Annotated in this window: 14 protein-coding genes; 10 read left to right on the top strand and 4 right to left on the bottom strand. The window is 65.5% G+C overall.

Features of this window, described 5'->3' with window-relative positions; all coding sequences use genetic code 11:
- Positions 1-84 precede the first annotated feature (84 nt).
- Positions 85-1,189, bottom strand: a protein-coding gene (gene prfB / locus AWB70_RS24410) for a peptide chain release factor 2 (protein ID WP_143281699.1) whose coding sequence is annotated in 2 segments (ribosomal slippage) — positions 85-1,107 and positions 1,109-1,189 — 1,104 coding nt in all. Because the reading frame shifts where the segments join, the coding sequence is not laid out codon by codon here.
- Between the two features lie 150 nt (positions 1,190-1,339).
- Between prfB and AWB70_RS24405 the strand changes: the two genes are divergently transcribed.
- Positions 1,340-1,621 (top strand): CopG family ribbon-helix-helix protein, encoded by a 282-nt coding sequence (locus AWB70_RS24405; protein ID WP_014191832.1) that lies wholly within the window; start codon positions 1,340-1,342, stop codon positions 1,619-1,621.
- Between the two features lie 12 nt (positions 1,622-1,633).
- On the opposite strand, the gene recJ is transcribed toward AWB70_RS24405, so the two are convergent.
- Both recJ and AWB70_RS24395 read right to left on the bottom strand, forming a co-directional pair.
- On the bottom strand, positions 1,634-3,337 hold the full coding sequence (gene recJ / locus AWB70_RS24400; RefSeq protein WP_053568467.1) for a single-stranded-DNA-specific exonuclease RecJ: 1,704 nt from the start codon (positions 3,335-3,337) through the stop codon (positions 1,634-1,636).
- Positions 3,338-3,350: 13 nt separating this feature from the next.
- The gene (locus tag AWB70_RS24395; protein WP_053568466.1) at positions 3,351-4,445 is read right to left on the bottom strand and encodes a hypothetical protein; all 1,095 of its coding nucleotides are present in this window, start codon (positions 4,443-4,445) and stop codon (positions 3,351-3,353) included.
- Between the two features lie 149 nt (positions 4,446-4,594).
- On the opposite strand from AWB70_RS24395, the gene AWB70_RS24390 reads away from it, so the two are divergent.
- The 9 genes from AWB70_RS24390 (at position 4,595) to ftsB (ending at position 15,585) form a co-directional block, all read left to right on the top strand.
- Positions 4,595-5,848 (top strand): lipoprotein-releasing ABC transporter permease subunit, encoded by a 1,254-nt coding sequence (locus AWB70_RS24390; RefSeq protein ID WP_014191829.1) that lies wholly within the window; start codon positions 4,595-4,597, stop codon positions 5,846-5,848.
- Positions 5,841-6,554, top strand: coding sequence for a lipoprotein-releasing ABC transporter ATP-binding protein LolD (gene lolD, locus AWB70_RS24385; RefSeq protein ID WP_053568465.1), 714 nt, complete (start codon positions 5,841-5,843; stop codon positions 6,552-6,554). The genes AWB70_RS24390 and lolD overlap by 8 nt, the downstream gene beginning before the upstream one ends.
- A 24-nt stretch (positions 6,555-6,578) precedes the next feature.
- Entirely contained in the window at positions 6,579-7,367 is a 789-nt protein-coding gene (locus AWB70_RS24380; protein ID WP_053568464.1) for a TatD family hydrolase, read from the top strand.
- 78 nt (positions 7,368-7,445) lie between these two features.
- Positions 7,446-9,938 (top strand): ComEC/Rec2 family competence protein, encoded by a 2,493-nt coding sequence (locus AWB70_RS24375; RefSeq protein WP_053568463.1) that lies wholly within the window; start codon positions 7,446-7,448, stop codon positions 9,936-9,938.
- Positions 9,939-9,955: 17 nt separating this feature from the next.
- Entirely contained in the window at positions 9,956-10,777 is an 822-nt protein-coding gene (locus tag AWB70_RS24370; RefSeq protein WP_053568462.1) for an alpha/beta fold hydrolase, read from the top strand.
- Positions 10,778-10,940: 163 nt separating this feature from the next.
- Positions 10,941-12,635 carry a CTP synthase gene (gene pyrG, locus AWB70_RS24365; RefSeq protein ID WP_014191824.1) on the top strand — a complete coding sequence of 565 codons (1,695 nt, stop codon included), beginning with the start codon at positions 10,941-10,943 and terminating at the stop codon, positions 12,633-12,635.
- Positions 12,632-13,486: a 3-deoxy-8-phosphooctulonate synthase gene (gene kdsA, locus AWB70_RS24360; RefSeq protein WP_014191823.1), complete on the top strand. Its 855-nt coding sequence runs from the start codon at positions 12,632-12,634 to the stop codon at positions 13,484-13,486. The genes pyrG and kdsA overlap by 4 nt, the downstream gene beginning before the upstream one ends.
- Before the next feature lie 244 nt (positions 13,487-13,730).
- A complete protein-coding gene (gene eno / locus AWB70_RS24355) occupies positions 13,731-15,014 on the top strand; it encodes a phosphopyruvate hydratase (RefSeq protein ID WP_014191822.1) in 1,284 nt (427 codons plus the stop codon).
- 112 nt (positions 15,015-15,126) lie between these two features.
- On the top strand, positions 15,127-15,585 hold the full coding sequence (ftsB, locus tag AWB70_RS24350) for a cell division protein FtsB (protein WP_014191821.1): 459 nt from the start codon (positions 15,127-15,129) through the stop codon (positions 15,583-15,585).
- Between the two features lie 86 nt (positions 15,586-15,671).
- On the opposite strand, the gene AWB70_RS24345 is transcribed toward ftsB, so the two are convergent.
- Positions 15,672-16,022: a hypothetical protein gene (locus AWB70_RS24345; RefSeq protein WP_053568461.1), complete on the bottom strand. Its 351-nt coding sequence runs from the start codon at positions 16,020-16,022 to the stop codon at positions 15,672-15,674.
- Between the last annotated feature and the right edge of the window lie 54 nt (positions 16,023-16,076).

Below are 16,076 nucleotides of genomic sequence, written 5' to 3'. Positions count from 1 at the left end.
ATGATTCTTGGCTTGTGAGACGGAGAGTGCGCGGCGGGGTGAAACGAATGCGGCGCGGCCGGAAGGCCACGCCGCTGCGGGAGATCAGACGCCCTGTTTCAGACTCGCGCTGATGAAGTCGTCGAGGTCGCCGTCGAGCACGGCGCGCGTGTTGCTCATTTCCACGTTGGTGCGCAGATCCTTCACGCGGCTCTGATCGAGCACGTAAGAACGGATCTGATGGCCCCAGCCCACGTCGGTCTTGCTCGATTCGAGCTTGTCCTGTTCGGCCTGGCGCTTGCGCATCTCGAACTCATAGAGACGCGCCTTGAGCATCTGCATGGCTTCCGCGCGGTTGCGGTGCTGCGAGCGGTCGTTCTGGCACTGCACGACGATGCCGGTCGGCGCGTGCGTCAGACGCACGGCGGAGTCGGTCTTGTTGATGTGCTGGCCGCCCGCGCCCGAAGCGCGATACGTGTCCGTGCGGATATCGGCGGGATTGATCTCGATTTCGATCGAATCGTCGATTTCCGGATACACGAACACCGACGAGAACGACGTATGGCGCCCGCCCGACGAATCGAACGGCGACTTGCGCACGAGCCGGTGAATGCCGGTTTCGGTGCGCAGATAGCCGTAGGCATATTCGCCTTCGACCTTGATGGTCGCGCTCTTGATGCCGGCGACGTCGCCTTCGGATTCTTCCAGCACTTCGGTCTTGAAGCCCTTGCGCTCGCAGTAGCGCAGGTACTGGCGCAGCAGCATGGACGCCCAGTCGCACGCCTCGGTGCCGCCCGCGCCCGCCTGAATGTCGATGAAGCAGCTGTTCGGGTCGGCCGGGTTCGAGAACATCCGGCGGAACTCCATGTCTTCGACGCGCAGACGCAATGCATCGGCGTCGGATTCGCTGGCGACGAGCGTGTCTTCGTCGTCTTCCTCGCGCGCCATCTCGAACAGCTCGTTCGCGTCGCGCAGGTCGTTGTCGAGCGCGGTGAGCGCGCTAACGACGCCGTCGAGCAGCTTCTTTTCACGACCGAGCGCCTGCGCGTTCTTCGAGTCGTTCCAGACGTTCGGGTCTTCGAGTTCCTTGTTGACTTCGACTAGGCGCGCCGACTTGGCATCGTAGTCAAAGATACCCCCGTAGCTCGCCCGCGCGGCGGCGCAGGTCGGCCAGAAGGCTTTCGATCGCGTTGAGACGTTCCGCTTCCATTGTCGATCTTCGGCTTCGTAAAAAGATGAAATTATAGCTGAACGGCAGAGTATTCCCGACCGGCGCGGTGGGGCACACTGAGCACCGGGTGTCGTTCGCGTCATGACGATGTATATACTTCGTCATGACAAAATGGCGAAGAGAAAGGTCATGGCGAAGGAAGCGGTTTTTTCGATGAAGCTGGAGCCCGAGTTGCGCGCGGAATTCATGGCGGCGGCTGAAGCGTCGCATCGGCCTGCATCGCAGATCTTGCGCGAACTGATGCGCGAGTTCATCACGCGGCAACGTGAGGCGGGCGAATACGACGCGTATCTGCGCGCCAAGGTGGAAGCCGGGCGGGAATCGATGCGGGCGGGCCGCGGCCAGTCCAATGACGAAGTCGAAGCGCAGTTCGCCCGAAGGCGCGCGCACGCAGCGAACAGGGAGGAATGAAAGTTCGGTGTTTTAAGCCGCGTGCTCCACGATCAACTGCACCCGCGCCACCCCATTCCACGAATCGCTGACCAGCCGGTACGCCACCGTCGCGCGCGGCGGCAGCGGATCGACGTGATTGAACCAGATCGCGTTGAAGCGCTGGCGTCCGCGCAGGAGCGACAGTTTCAGATGCTTGTCCTTCACGAGCGCCTGTGACGCGACTTCGAACTCGCCCGAGAATGTGGGCGCGGGAAAGCCCTGGCCCCACACTGCGGCGTCGAGCATCTCGACGAATTGCGGCGTGAAGTAGGCGTCTTCCAGTTCGCCGTCGGTTTCGACGGTGCGCGCGAGCGTTTCCGCCGTCAGCCACTCGCGGCCGACCGTCTCGAACGCCTGCGTGAAGCGCGCAATGTCGGCGGTGGCGAGCGTCAGGCCCGCGGCCATCGCGTGACCGCCGAACTTGTGGATGAGGCCGGGTTCGCGCTTGCTGATGAGATCGACCGCGTCGCGCAGATGAAAGCCGGGAATCGAGCGGCCCGAGCCCTTGCACAGCACGCCGCTTTCGTCGGCGTGCGCGAAGGTGAACGACGGCCGATGAAACCGCTCCTTCAGCCGCCCCGCGACGATGCCGATCACGCCCTGATGCCAGCTCGCGTCGTACAGCGTGAGCGTCGCGCGCTCGCCGCAATCGAAAGTCTGCAGTTCGGCGAGCGCCTGCTGCTGCATGCCGGCCTCGATCTCGCGGCGTTCGCGGTTCATGCCGTCGAGCTGTTGCGCGAGTTCCCAGGCGCGGCCGACATCGTCGGTGGTCAGGCATTCGATGCCGAGCGACATGTCCGACAGACGTCCCGCCGCGTTCAGGCGCGGACCGAGCGCGAATCCGAGATCGAAGCCCGATGCCGTGCGCGCATCGCGGCCGGCGGCGCGAAAGAGCGCCGCGATGCCCGGCTGCATGCGCCCGGAGCGAATGCGCTTCAACCCTTGCGCGACGAGAATGCGGTTGTTGCAATCGAGCTTGACGACGTCGGCGACCGTGCCGAGCGCAACGAGATCGAGCAGCCCGTCGAGGCGCGGTTCCGGCGTGCCGTCGGCATACGCGCCGCGGCGCCGCAATTCCGCGCGCAACGCGAGCAGCACATAGAACATCACGCCCACGCCCGCGATGCACTTGCTCGGAAATTCGCAGCCCGGCTGGTTCGGATTGACGATCGCGCGCGCGGCGGGCAATTCGTCGCCGGGAAGGTGGTGATCGGTGACGAGCACGTCGATGCCGAGCGCGTTCGCCGCGGCGACGCCCTCGACGCTCGCGATGCCGTTATCGACCGTGACGAGCAGATCGGGCGCGCCGCGCGGCGAACGCGCAGCCAGCTCGACGATTTCTGGCGTCAGGCCGTAGCCGTATTCGAAGCGGTTCGGCACCAGATAATCGACGCTCGCGCCGAACATGCGCAAGCCGCGCACGGCGACGGCGCAGGCGGTCGCGCCGTCGCAGTCGTAATCGGCGACCACGACCATGCGCTTGCCCGCGGCGAGCGCTTCGGCGAGCACGGCGGCGGCGTCGTCGCAGCCTTTCAGCGCGGCGGGCGCATGCAGGCGCTTGAACTCGGTTTCGACTTCGTCGGGTGTAGTCACGCCGCGCGCCGCGTACAGGCGCGCGATGACGGGATGCAGACCGTGGCGCATCAGCGCTTCGGCGTCGGCGGGAGAGGGCGCGCGGGTGACGATTCGCGTCATGCTGGGAGCAACCTTATTCGATGAAGAGTGCGGCGATCGGCCGGCGCCGCCAGAACTTGCGCAAGTCCGCGCGCGTGACGGAAAGCGTGACCGAGCCGCTGTCGCCGCACAGCGTGAGGCTCAGGCGGCCGAGCGCGCCATCGGTCAGCGCTTGCAGCGCGGGCGCGAACCACGCGGTTTCGAGCGACTTCAGCGACGCGTTCCAGCGCGCCCAGTCCTGCTCGATGAACGGCGCGGAAAACGGATTCAGCTCGACGAGCGTGCTGCCTTCCGTCAGTCCGCCCGCGAGCGCCGCGAACGACTCGGGCGGCGCGCCGGGTTTGATTCCCGCCGCGATCGCGAGCCCGCGCGTCGCGGCGGCGTCGGACATGACGTGCGCGAAGGGGCTCGTGACGGGCCGCAGCAGGCCTTGCCCGTGCAGCCAGATCGAGTTGATCGCGGGCAGTCCGCGCGATTCGCGCTCGAGATTGAGCGGATGCTCGAACCACGCCATCTGCACTTCGTTCTGCAGCTTCATCCACGCGCGCGAGCGTTCGCCGGTGCGGGCTTCGTGCGGCAGCCAGATTTCGATGTTGCGGCCCGTCGCGCGCAACGGCGACGCGCCCGCGAGCGCGCCGAGCGCTTCGCCCGACACGTACCAGCGCAGCGGCGTCGGCGCCTGCAGTTGCACGCCGAGTTCTTCGATCACGGGCCGCGCGGTGTGCAGCAGCACGCGCGCTTCTTCGGTATGCACGCCGAGCGTGTCGGGGTCGATCAGCACCAGATGATCGTGCGCGATGCGCACGTGCACCGGCTCGATGCAGGCCCACAGCGCATCGCCGGGCGTGCCGCCGTCGGCGAGCAGCATGTAGGGGGCGAGCGGGGCGTCGTCGGCATAGCGCCGGTCGGTGGACGTGACGGCGTCGAAGCGGCGCGCGATCCAGCGTTCGTGCGGCAGCGTGCGCTGAAAATCCTCGCCGATGACGCGCTCTTCCAGCGTGGCGCGCGCAAGCAGCTTGTCGAGCGCCGCGCTCTCCAGTCCGTGCAGGGCGGTGGCGGCGTCCGCGGCCGAGGGCAGCGCGAACGGCAGCAGGAGATGGAGGTGGTGAACGGGCATGATGCTCGGCATTGTAGGGCAAAGCGCTGAGCCGCTGCGTCTGTGGAAAAGCCGCGCGCTTTCACGAACGCTGCCGTCCCATCCGGGTCACATATGGCAAACTTTCGCAAATTTGCGCCATCGGGGCGCAATAACGCTGGACAGCAGCAGAAAGGAATCGCTTGAAACTTCCGTACGAATGGCAGATAGGCTGGCGCTATACGCGCGCCAGCAAACGCACCACGGGCAACGGCTTCATCTCGTTCATCGCGCTCGTGTCGATGGCGGGCATCGCGCTCGGCGTCGCCGCGCTGATCGTCGTGCTGTCGGTCATGAACGGCTTCCAGAAGGAAGTGCGCGACCGGATGCTCTCGGTGCTCGCGCACGTCGAAATCTTCTCGCCGACCGGCTCCATGCCCAACTGGCAACTGACCGCGCAGGAAGCGCGCAAGAATCCCGAAGTGATCGGCGCGGCGCCCTATGTCGAAGCGCAGGCGCTGCTGACGCGCCAGGGCGCGGTGAGCGGGGTCGCGCTGCGCGGCGTGGAGCCGACGCTCGAACCGCAAGTGTCGGACATCGCGAAGGAAATGCGCGCGGGCAAGCTCACGGACCTGAAGCCGGGCGAATTCGGCATCGTGCTCGGCAAGGATCTCGCGGCCAATCTCGGCGTGATGGACGGCGACAAGATCACGCTCGTCGCGCCCGAAGGCACCATCACGCCCGCCGGGATGATGCCGCGCCTGAAGCAGTTCACGGTGGTCGGCATCTTCGAGTCGGGCCACTACGAATACGATTCGACGCTTGCGCTCATCGAAATCCGCGACGCGCAAGCGCTCTTTCGCCTGCCCGCGCCGACCGGCGTGCGCCTGCGTCTGAAAGACATGCAGCGCGCGCCCGAAGTCGCGCGCCAGCTCGCGCGCACGCTGTCGGGCGATCTTTACATCCGCGACTGGACGCAGCAGAACAAGACCTGGTTCTCCGCCGTGCAGATCGAAAAGCGCATGATGTTCATCATCCTCACGCTGATCATCGCGGTGGCGGCGTTCAATCTGGTGTCGTCGCTGGTGATGACCGTCACCGACAAGCAGGCCGATATCGCCATCCTGCGCACGCTCGGCGCGCAGCCCGGCTCGATCATGAAAATTTTCGTGGTGCAGGGCGTGACGATCGGCTTCATCGGCACGGCGTTGGGCGTCACGCTCGGCTGTCTGATCGCGTGGAGCATTCCGTGGCTCGTGCCGATGATCGAGCATCTCTTCAACGTGCAGTTCCTGCCGTCTTCGGTGTATTTCATCAGCGAGCTGCCCTCCGAGCTCGTGCCGGGCGATGTGGCCAAGATCGGCGTCATCGCGTTTGTGTTGTCGTCGCTCGCGACGCTCTATCCGAGCTGGCGCGGCGCGAAGGTTCGTCCGGCGGAGGCGCTGCGCTATGAGTGACATGATTCCCGCAACCAATATCGTTTTGCAGGCCTCCGCGATCTCGAAGACGTTCGTGCAGGGCGGCTTCAACGTGCAGGTGCTCGACAACGCGCAGCTCGACGTGATGAAGGGCGAGAAGCTCGCGATCGTCGGCGCGTCGGGTTCGGGCAAGAGCACGCTCCTGCATGTGCTCGGCGGTCTCGACGAACCGAGCGCCGGCCGTGTTTCGCTGCTCGGCAAGCCGTTCACCGAACTGAAGGAAAAGGAGCGCAACGAACTGCGCAACCGCGCGCTCGGCTTCGTGTACCAGTTCCATCATCTGTTGCCGGAATTCACGGCGCTCGACAATGTCGCGATGCCGCTGCGCATCCGCCGCATGTCGGAGGACGACGCGCGCAAGGAAGCCCAGACCATGCTGGAGCGCGTGGGCATCGGGCATCGCGCGAAGCATCGGCCGGGCGCGCTCTCGGGCGGGGAGCGTCAGCGTGTGGCGATCGCGCGCGCGCTCGTCACGCGTCCGGCCTGCGTGCTCGCCGACGAACCGACCGGCAATCTCGACGGCGGCACGGCGGACACTGTCTTCAACCTGATGCTGGAGCTGTCGCAGACGCTGGAGACGAGCTTCGTGATCGTCACGCACGATCAGGATCTCGCCGCGCGCTGCGACCGCATCATGCGTCTGCGCGACGGCGTGCTGCACGAAGAGCCGTCGGTGCCGGTCTAAGGCGTTCTGTTCGCGGGAGGCGTCATGTGGATCGATACGCACTGTCATCTCGATGCCGGCGAGTTCGACGCCGACCGCGACGCCGTCGCCGATGCGGCGCGGGCCGCGGGCGTCGCGCGCATCGTGATTCCGGGCGTCGACCGCAGCAATTTCGGCACGGTGCGCAAGCTCGCGCATCGCATTGAGGGCGGCGCGTATGCGCTCGGCATCCATCCGCTTTTCACGCCGGGCGCGCACGAAGACGATCTGCGCATCTTGCGCGATGAAATCGAAGCGAGTCTCGACGATCCGCTCTTCGTCGGCATCGGCGAGATCGGGCTGGATTATTTCGTGCCGACGCTCGACGACGCGCGCCAGCAGTTCTTCTACGACGCGCAACTGAAGCTCGCGCGCGAATTCGATCTGCCGGTGATCTGCCACGTGCGCAAATCGCAGGACAAGGTGCTGAAGGGCCTGCGCGTGCACGGCATTCATCGCGGCATCGCGCATGCATTCAACGGCAGCTTCCAGCAGGCCGAGGCGTTCATCGCGCAGGGCATGCATCTGGGCTTCGGCGGCAATCTCACCTTCGAGCGCGCGCGGCAAATCCGGCGGCTCGCGGCCGAACTTCCGCTCGGCTCGATCGTGCTCGAAACCGATGCGCCCGATATCGCGCCGTCCTGGCGCTACAAGCAGCGCAATTCGCCCGATCAGGTCGCGGCGATCGCGCAAGTGCTCGCGCAGCTGCGCGGCATCGACGAAAACGCGCTTTCCCTAGGCACAACGGCTAACGCTCACGCCGCGCTCCCACGGCTCGCGCTCGCCTCGTCATAATCGTTTCGATCGACGCTGAATTGCGCCGGAGCGCTTCCGGCGCGCATGCGTTCGCGGTCACGAAACGGCGAGGGAGAAGTGCGGGCGATACTGCTGGGTTTTGCGTTGGGTGTGTGGGGGTTGCAGCAGCAGGCTCGCTTGCCGGATGGCGTTGCATGGTGCGCATGCTGCGCGGTGTTTTTCGCCGCGCTCGGTTTGAGTGCGATGAAGCCGCGCGTGCGCACGGTGAGCCTGGCGATCGCGGCCTGCGCGGCCGGTTTCGCGTATGCCGCCGCGCGCGCCGATGTCGCGCTGCGCGAGCACTTGCCCGTCGAATACGAACAACGCGATATCGAACTCACGGGCTTCGTACGCGGGCTGCCCGAGCAGCAGACCGACGGCACACGCTTTCTCTTCGAAGTCGAGGCGAATGGCGCGCATTTGCATGACTTTCCACGCATCGTGCGATTGACGTGGATGGAAGCGGACCGCACGCAGCTCCCGGCCGGGTCGCGATGGACGCTCGTCGCGTGCCTGAAACGCGCGCACGCCAACGCGAACTTCGGCCTGCGCGACGGCGAAGCGACGCTGCTCGAACGCGGCATCCGCGCGACGGGTTCCGTGTCGGCGGCGCGCGCGCCGCGGCGTTTGCCTTCCGATGCCAACGGTCCGCGCCTGGCGATCGACCGGCTGCGCGCCCGCGCGCGCGATCGCATCGAAAACGTGCTTGGGGACGCGCCGCATCGCGGGATCGTCGTCGCGCTCGCGGTGGGCGCGCAGGACGCCGTCAGCGACGCCGACTGGTCGCTCATGCGCGCGACCGGCACGAGCCATCTCGTCGCCATCTCGGGCCTGCATATCGGCTTTGTCGCGGGGCTGTCCGCGTTTGTCGCGGGCTTCGTGTGGAAGCGCGCGCGATGGCGGGGCGCGAGCGCGCCGCTCTTCGTGGCCGCGCCGAAGGTGTCGGCGGCGGGCGCGGCGCTGTTCGCGGCGTTCTACGCGGCGCTCGCCGGATTCAACGTGCCCGCGCAGCGCACGCTCTGCATGCTGCTGATCGTCGGGGCCGCGTTTTTGTGCGGACGGCGGCCTGCATCGTCGCTTGTGCTGCTCTGGGCGCTCGCGTGCGTGCTGCTCGCCGATCCGTGGGCGGTGACGTCGCCGGGATTCTGGCTGTCGTTCGGCGCGGTGGCCGCGATCCTGCATGCGATCGCGGCGGCGGGGCGAGTCGAATCGCAAGCGCCGGCGCAGGATCGCGACGACATCGATCAGTGGGATCGCGTCGATCCGAGCGAGGTCGGGCAGCGTCCGGAGCGTCCGCAGCCGTCACGCAAGCGCAAGCTGATCGCGTTCGTCGCGCGATTGGCGCGGCGCGCGCGGGCTCACGCCGCGTCGAGCGTGCGCGTGCAGTTTGCGGTGACGATCGCGCTCGCGCCGCTCACTGTCTACTGGTTCTCGCAAATTCCTTTGCTGGGGCCGCTCGCAAACGCCTTCGCGATTCCGTGGATCAGCGTGCTCGTCACGCCGGCCACGCTCGCGGGCCTGCTGCTTCCCGCGCCGCTCGACGCGCCGATGCTGCACGCCGCGCATGCCGTGCTTTCCGTGCTGATCGATGTGCTTGCGCGCCTCGCCGATTCCCTGCCGGCGCCGCTGTGGATGCTGCCGCGCCCGGATGCGTTCGCGCTCGCGGCGGCGTGCGTCGGCGTCGCGTGGGCGCTCGCGCCGCGCGGCTGGCCGCTGCGCTTCGCCGCGCCGCTGACGTGGCTGCCCTTGCTCGCGCCCGCGTCGCATCCCGCGCCCGAAGGCGCGTTTCGCGTGACTGCGCTCGATATCGGGCAAGGCTCGGCGCTCGTCGTTCAAACCGCGCGTCACGCCTTGCTTTTCGATGCCGGCCCCGGCCCCGAATCGACGCACGCAGGCGAGCGCATCACCGTGCCGTATCTGCAGGCGGCGGGCGTCCGCACGCTGGATGCGCTCGTCATCAGCCATTCGGATTCGGATCACGCGGGCGGCGCGCCGGCCGTGCTGCAATCGATCGGCGTGCGGCAACTGCTCGCGTCGCTGCCCGCGACAAACCCGCTCTGGCCGGGCGCACGCGCGCGCGGCGCGGATACGCTGCGCTGCGTGGCGGGGCAGCGGTGGACCTGGGACGGCGTCGAGTTTCGCGTGTTGTGGCCCGAGCCGGGGCCGCTCGCCGGCACGCCGAATCATCAGTCGTGCGTGCTGAAGGCGACGAGCGCGGCGGGGCGCGCGGCGCTCTTCGCGGCGGATATCGAAGCGGACGTCGAACGCATGCTGATCGCGCGCGAGGCAGGTGCGTTGCGCGCCGATGTGCTGATCGTGCCGCATCACGGCAGCCGCACTTCGTCCACCGAGCCTTTCCTCGATTCCGTCGGGCCGCTCGCGGCGATATTTCAGGTAGGCTATCGCAACCGTTTTCACCATCCGCATCCGACCGTGTTCGCGCGCTACGGGCTGCGCGGCATCGCGCTGTCGCGCAGCGACGACGACGGCGCCGCGCGCATCGACATCGGTTCGGACATCGTGCTCGAACGCTATCGGGACACGCACGCGCGCTACTGGATGAATCACTAGAAAAACCAAGGAGCCGCTTGAAGGACATCATCCATTTCTCGCACGCGAACGGTTTTCCTGCGTCGACGTATCGCACGATGTTCGCCGAGCTCTCCGACGATTACGACATTCGTAGCATCGAGCGCATCGGGCATGACGCGCGCTTTCCGGTCACGCGCGACTGGCCGTATCTCGTCGATCAGCTCATCGACGACATGGGCCGCTACCGCCGCGAGGCCGACGGCGATCATCCGAAAGTGTGGCTCGTCGGGCATTCGCTCGGCGGCTATCTTTCGATGATGGCGGCGTTGAAGCGCCCGCAATGGGTGAAGGGCGTCGTGATGCTCGATTCTCCAGTGATCGCAGGCTGGAAAAGCGGTCTTCTGCGCGTGACGCAATGGACCGGGCTGGACGAGCGTCTGTCGCCCGCCGCCGCGACCAAGAAACGCCGCACGCGCTGGGCGAGCCGCGACGAGGCCTGGCGGCATTTCCTCGCGAAGCCCGCGTTCGCGCGCTGGGACGAGCGCATGCTGTCCGATTACGTCGATTTCGGCATTCCGCAGGCTCAGGCGAACGGCGCGCGTGCGCTGGCGTTCGATCGGCACGTCGAATATCTGATTTATCGCACGCTGCCGCACACGCTCGGCGCGCGGCTCGCGCACGGTGCGCCGGTGCCGGTCGGTTTCGTCGCGGGGACGCGCTCGCGCGAGGTGCGCCAGGTGGGACTCGGCATGACGCGGCGCATCGCCGGGGACTATTTCGAATGGATGGAGGGCAGCCATCTTTTTCCGATGGAACGCCCGATCGACACCGCGCGCGCCGTGCAGCGCCTGCTGGAGGCAATGCGCGTTTCGGCGTGACGCAGCCGGGTAAATCGACGCACGGGACTTGACGAACCGCCGGCGGCGCGTTCCGCAAAAATGACGCCGAAATGCGCGGTTTTGTAGTCAATTCCGGTCACGCTCGCGCTTCGTGGGAACCTGCCTTTACGGTATAATCCGTTTTTCCCGCGAGCATCTAGCGATGACCAAATATGTATTCGTCACCGGCGGCGTAGTTTCGTCCCTTGGCAAGGGTATTGCCGCCGCCTCTCTCGCCGCGATCCTCGAATCGCGCGGTCTCAAAGTCACTCTCCTCAAGCTCGATCCCTACATCAACGTCGATCCCGGCACGATGAGCCCGTTTCAGCACGGGGAAGTGTTCGTGACGGAAGACGGCGCGGAGACCGACCTCGACCTCGGCCACTACGAGCGCTTCATCAGCACGAAGATGCGCAAGGCCAATAACTTCACCACCGGCCAGATCTACGAATCGGTAATCCGCAAGGAACGCCGCGGCGAGTATCTCGGCAAGACGGTGCAGGTCATTCCGCACATCACCAACGAAATCCAGGCTTTCGTGGAGCGCGGCGCCGCAGCGGCGACGTGCGGCCAGCCGGACGTGGCGATCGTCGAAGTCGGCGGCACGGTGGGCGACATCGAATCGCTGCCGTTCCTCGAAGCCGCGCGTCAGATGAGCCTGCGCATGGGCCGCAACAGCGCGTGCTTCGTGCACCTCACGCTGGTGCCGTTCATCGCGACCGCGGGCGAACTCAAGACCAAGCCCACGCAGCACAGCGTGCAGAAGCTGCGCGAAATCGGTATCTATCCGAACGTGCTCTTGTGCCGCGCCGACCGCCCGATTCCCGACGACGAGCGCTCGAAGATCTCGATGTTCTCGAACGTGCCGGAAGACGCCGTGATCTCCGTGTGGGACGCGGACAGCATCTACAAGATTCCGCAGATGCTCAACGACCAGCATCTCGACGACATCATCTGCGAGGAGCTGAAGCTCGCGCCGCCGCCCGCCGATCTCTCGATGTGGTCGGACCTCGTGCAGAAGCTCGAGAACCCGAAGAGCGAAGTGACCATCGGCATGGTCGGCAAGTATGTCGAGCTCACGGAGTCGTACAAGTCGCTCATCGAAGCGCTGCGTCACGCGGCCATTCATACGTCGACGAAGGTCAACATCGAGTACATCGATTCGGAGCAGATCGACGCCGAAGGCACCGATGCGCTGAAGCATCTCGACGCCGTGCTGGTGCCGGGCGGTTTCGGCCGTCGCGGCACGGAAGGCAAGATCAAGGCGATCCGCTATGCACGCGAATCGAAGACGCCGTATCTCGGCATCTGCCTCGGCATGCAGCTCGCGGTGATCGAATTCGCGCGCGACGTCGCCGGCCTCGCCGATGCGAATTCCACCGAGTTCGATCAGGACACGAACAATCCGGTCGTCGCGCTCATCACCGAGTGGTACGACCGCGCGGGCCGCATCGAGAAGCGCAGCGAAGAGTCGGATCTCGGCGGCACGATGCGTCTCGGCTCGCAGAAATGCCCGATCAAGCCCGGCACGATGGCCGAGCGGATTTACGGCAGCGATGTGAACGAGCGTCATCGTCACCGTTATGAAGTCAATAACCGTTTCGTGCCCCAGCTCGAGGCCGGCGGGCTTATCATCAGCGCCCGTACCCCGAGCGAGGATTTGCCCGAAATGATGGAGTTGCCGCAGTCGCTGCACCCTTGGTTCGTCGGCGTGCAGTTCCACCCCGAGTTCACCTCGACGCCGCGCGACGGGCATCCGCTCTTCAAGGCGTTCGTCGAAGCGGCGCGCGCGCATGCCGAAGGCGCGGGCGCGAAGACGCCGGTGCGCGCTACGGCCACCGCGGGAGCGCAAGCATGAAGCTGTGTCACTTCGAAGCCGGTCTGGACAAGCCGTTCTTCCTGATCGCGGGCACGTGCGTGGTCGAGTCGGAGCAAATGACCATCGACGTCGCCGGGCGGCTGAAGGAAATCACGCAGAAGCTCGGCGTGCCTTTCATCTACAAGTCGTCGTTCGACAAGGCGAACCGCAGCTCCGGCAAGTCGTTTCGCGGCCCCGGCATGGACGAAGGCCTGCGCATTCTCGGCGAAGTGAAGAAGCAACTCGGCGTGCCCGTTCTCACGGACGTGCACACGGAAGAGGAAATCGAAGCGGTCGCATCGGTCGTCGACGTGCTGCAGACGCCCGCGTTCCTGTGCCGTCAGACCGACTTCATCCACGCGTGCGCGCGCTCAGGCAAGCCGGTGAACATCAAGAAGGGTCAGTTTCTCGCGCCGCACGACATGAAAAACGTGATCGACAAGGCGCGCGACGCCGCGCGCGAAGCGGGTCTCTCGGAAGACCGCTTCATGGCGTGCGAGCGCGGCGTGTCGTTCGGTTATAACAATCTCGTGTCCGACATGCGCTCGCTCGCGATCATGCGCGAAACCAACGCGCCGGTCGTGTTCGATGCAACCCATTCGGTGCAGTTGCCGGGCGGGCAGGGCACGAGCTCGGGCGGCCAGCGCGAATTCGTGCCGGTGCTCGCGCGCGCGGCGGTCGCAACCGGTGTGGCCGGTCTCTTCATGGAGACGCATCCGGACCCGGCGTGCGCGAAGTCGGACGGCCCGAACGCGGTGCCGCTGCACCATATGGAAGCGCTGCTCAATACGCTCATCACGATCGATCGCGCCGTGAAAAGCGGCGCGTTTCTCGAGAACGATTTCAACTGAGCATCGGCAGCAACAGGTAGTGCAACGCGGGCGTCACCATCGGCGCCCGTGTCGCGAGGGGTCACATGGACCGAAAACGCCGGTCCCGAACGACCGCTCTGTGCGCCGGAACTGAACCCGGCGGTCATCGGGAAGGTCTGAGCGAAGCCCGTGAAGCGTGCGCCGAAGGGTGTATCGAAGTGTAAAACCGCGCGGCGCGCTTCGTTGTGACTGACAGAATTCATCGTCATTTCTTGAGGAAACCATGAGTGCTATCGTAGATATCATCGGCCGCGAGATTCTCGATTCGCGAGGCAATCCGACCGTCGAATGCGACGTATTGCTCGAATCGGGCACGATGGGCCGCGCCGCGGTGCCGTCGGGTGCGTCCACCGGTTCGCGCGAAGCGATCGAACTGCGCGACGACGAAGCCGGCCGCTATAACGGCAAGGGCGTGCTGAAGGCGGTCGAACACATCAACACTGAGATTTCCGAAGCCATCATGGGCCTCGACGCCTCGGAACAGGCTTTCCTCGACAAGACCCTGCTCGAACTCGACGGCACCGACAACAAGTCGCGCCTCGGCGCGAACGCGATGCTCGCCGTTTCGATGGCGGTCGCGAAGGCCGCTGCTGAAGAAGCCGGCCTGCCGCTGTACCGCTACTTCGGCGGCTCCGGCGCGATGCAGCTTCCGGTGCCGATGATGAACATCGTCAACGGCGGCGCGCACGCGAACAACAGCCTGGACATCCAGGAATTCATGATCGTGCCAGTGAGCCAGCCGACGTTCCGCGAAGCGCTGCGCTGCGGCGCGGAAGTGTTCCACGCGCTCAAGAAGATTCTGGCCGAACGCGGCATGAGCACGGCCGTGGGCGACGAAGGCGGCTTCGCGCCGAACTTCGGCAGCAACGACGAATGCCTGTCGACCATTCTGCAAGCCATCGAGAAGGCCGGCTATCGCGCCGGTGAAGACGTGCTGCTCGCGCTCGACTGCGCGGCGAGCGAGTTCTATCACGACGGCAAGTACCAGCTCGCGGGCGAAGGCCTGCAACTGTCGTCGGCGGAATTCACGGACTATCTGGCGACGCTCGCCGACAAGTTCCCGATTGTCTCCATCGAAGACGGCATGCACGAGTCCGACTGGGAAGGCTGGAAGCTGCTGACCGACAAGCTCGGCAAGAAAATCCAGCTCGTCGGCGACGATCTGTTCGTGACCAACACGCGCATCCTGAAGGAAGGCATCGAGAAGGGCATCGCCAACTCGATCCTCATCAAGATCAACCAGATCGGCACGCTGACGGAAACTTTCGCGGCGATCGAAATGGCCAAGCGCGCGGGCTACACGGCGGTCATCTCGCACCGTTCGGGCGAGACGGAAGATTCGACGATCGCCGATATCGCGGTCGGCCTGAACGCCGGTCAGATCAAGACCGGCTCGCTGTCGCGCAGCGACCGCATCTCGAAGTACAACCAGTTGTTGCGCATCGAGGAAGATCTCGGCGATATCGCGAGCTACCCCGGCAAGTCGGCGTTCTACAACTTGCGCTAAAGCTTTTGCCGCTTTAGTCGATAAAGGACGTTAAGTCATCTTTTGAAGCCCGCGGCCCACGGTTCTCGAAGTCAATCGAGGCCGCCGGGCTGCGCTTATTTCGGCTACGTGAATGCGGCTCGTAACTGTCGTTCTGGTTCTGTTGCTGGTGTTGATCCAGTACCCGCTCTGGTGGGGGCATGGCGGCTGGCTGCGCGTGCACGAATTGCAGCAGCAGCTTGCACAGCAGACGGAGAAGAACACGAACCTGCGCTTGCGCAATGAGCGCGTCCAGGGCGAAGTGCAGGATCTGCAAGGCGGCACCGCCGCCGTGGAAGAGCGCGCGCGCTATGAAATGGGCATGGTGAAGGACAGCGAGGTGTTCGTGCAGTTCGTCTCGCCGAACTCGACCGCGCCTGTTAACTCCGCGAACGTGCCGGGCATGAACGGCTCGACGCGCGGGCAGGTTTCGGCGGCGCCGTTGCGCGTGGTGCCGAATCCCGTGTCGCGTTCGAAGCAGGAGTTGCGCGATCTGGACAAGAAAGCGCAGAAGGAAAAAGCGGAAGCGAAGAAGCAGGGGGCGGGTCAGTAGCTTCCCGGTCTTATCGAACTGCATAAAAAAATGGCGCGTTCATCGACCGCGCCATTTTTCTTTCCGCCGTTGTGTATCCGGCCCGCTCACCACCAGGTGCCGAATCCGACGCCCGTGCCCCAGTACGGGCCGCCCCAGCCGCCGCTCGAATATCCGCCATACACCGACACCGGCATGGGCGCGTAGAACTGCGACATCGTCTTCGCGGCATTGCCCGCGGCGGCGGCCTGTTGCGATTCGTTCAGCGCCTGCTTGTCGATGGCGTTGTAGCGTTCCATCTGCTGTTGCGGCGTGAGCGCTTGCTGGGGCGCGGGCGCGCTGTCGGGCAGACGGCTATAGATCGGCGAAGGGCCGGGCGGGTCCATCGCGCAGCCGGCGAGGAGCGCCGCGCCGGCGATGCACGACATGAGATTCCGATTGAGCGTTGCGGTTTTCATTTTGCGACCTCCAGCGGGTCGGACAACTAAACAAAAATCACATCATAACGCGCG

Origin of the sequence: Caballeronia cordobensis (genome assembly GCF_001544575.2) — a bacterium.
Taxonomy (GTDB): Bacteria; Pseudomonadota; Gammaproteobacteria; order Burkholderiales; family Burkholderiaceae; genus Caballeronia; species Caballeronia cordobensis.
The sequence above is the reverse complement of the archived record's forward strand: the minus strand, read 5'-3'. Positions and strand labels throughout refer to the sequence as shown.

Excerpts from the sequence above, each read along its gene's own strand:
- AWB70_RS24405 (WP_014191832.1), top strand. The coding sequence starts at position 1,340 with ATGGCGAAGGAAGCGGTTTTTTCGATGAAGCTGGAGCCCGAGTTGCGC.
- recJ (WP_053568467.1), bottom strand. The coding sequence starts at position 3,337 with ATGACGCGAATCGTCACCCGCGCGCCCTCTCCCGCCGACGCCGAAGCG.
- AWB70_RS24395 (WP_053568466.1), bottom strand. The coding sequence starts at position 4,445 with ATGCCGAGCATCATGCCCGTTCACCACCTCCATCTCCTGCTGCCGTTC.
- lolD (WP_053568465.1), top strand. The coding sequence starts at position 5,841 with ATGAGTGACATGATTCCCGCAACCAATATCGTTTTGCAGGCCTCCGCG.
- AWB70_RS24380 (WP_053568464.1), top strand. The coding sequence starts at position 6,579 with ATGTGGATCGATACGCACTGTCATCTCGATGCCGGCGAGTTCGACGCC.
- pyrG (WP_014191824.1), top strand. The coding sequence starts at position 10,941 with ATGACCAAATATGTATTCGTCACCGGCGGCGTAGTTTCGTCCCTTGGC.
- kdsA (WP_014191823.1), top strand. The coding sequence starts at position 12,632 with ATGAAGCTGTGTCACTTCGAAGCCGGTCTGGACAAGCCGTTCTTCCTG.
- eno (WP_014191822.1), top strand. The coding sequence starts at position 13,731 with ATGAGTGCTATCGTAGATATCATCGGCCGCGAGATTCTCGATTCGCGA.
- ftsB (WP_014191821.1), top strand. The coding sequence starts at position 15,127 with ATGCGGCTCGTAACTGTCGTTCTGGTTCTGTTGCTGGTGTTGATCCAG.
- AWB70_RS24345 (WP_053568461.1), bottom strand. The coding sequence starts at position 16,022 with ATGAAAACCGCAACGCTCAATCGGAATCTCATGTCGTGCATCGCCGGC.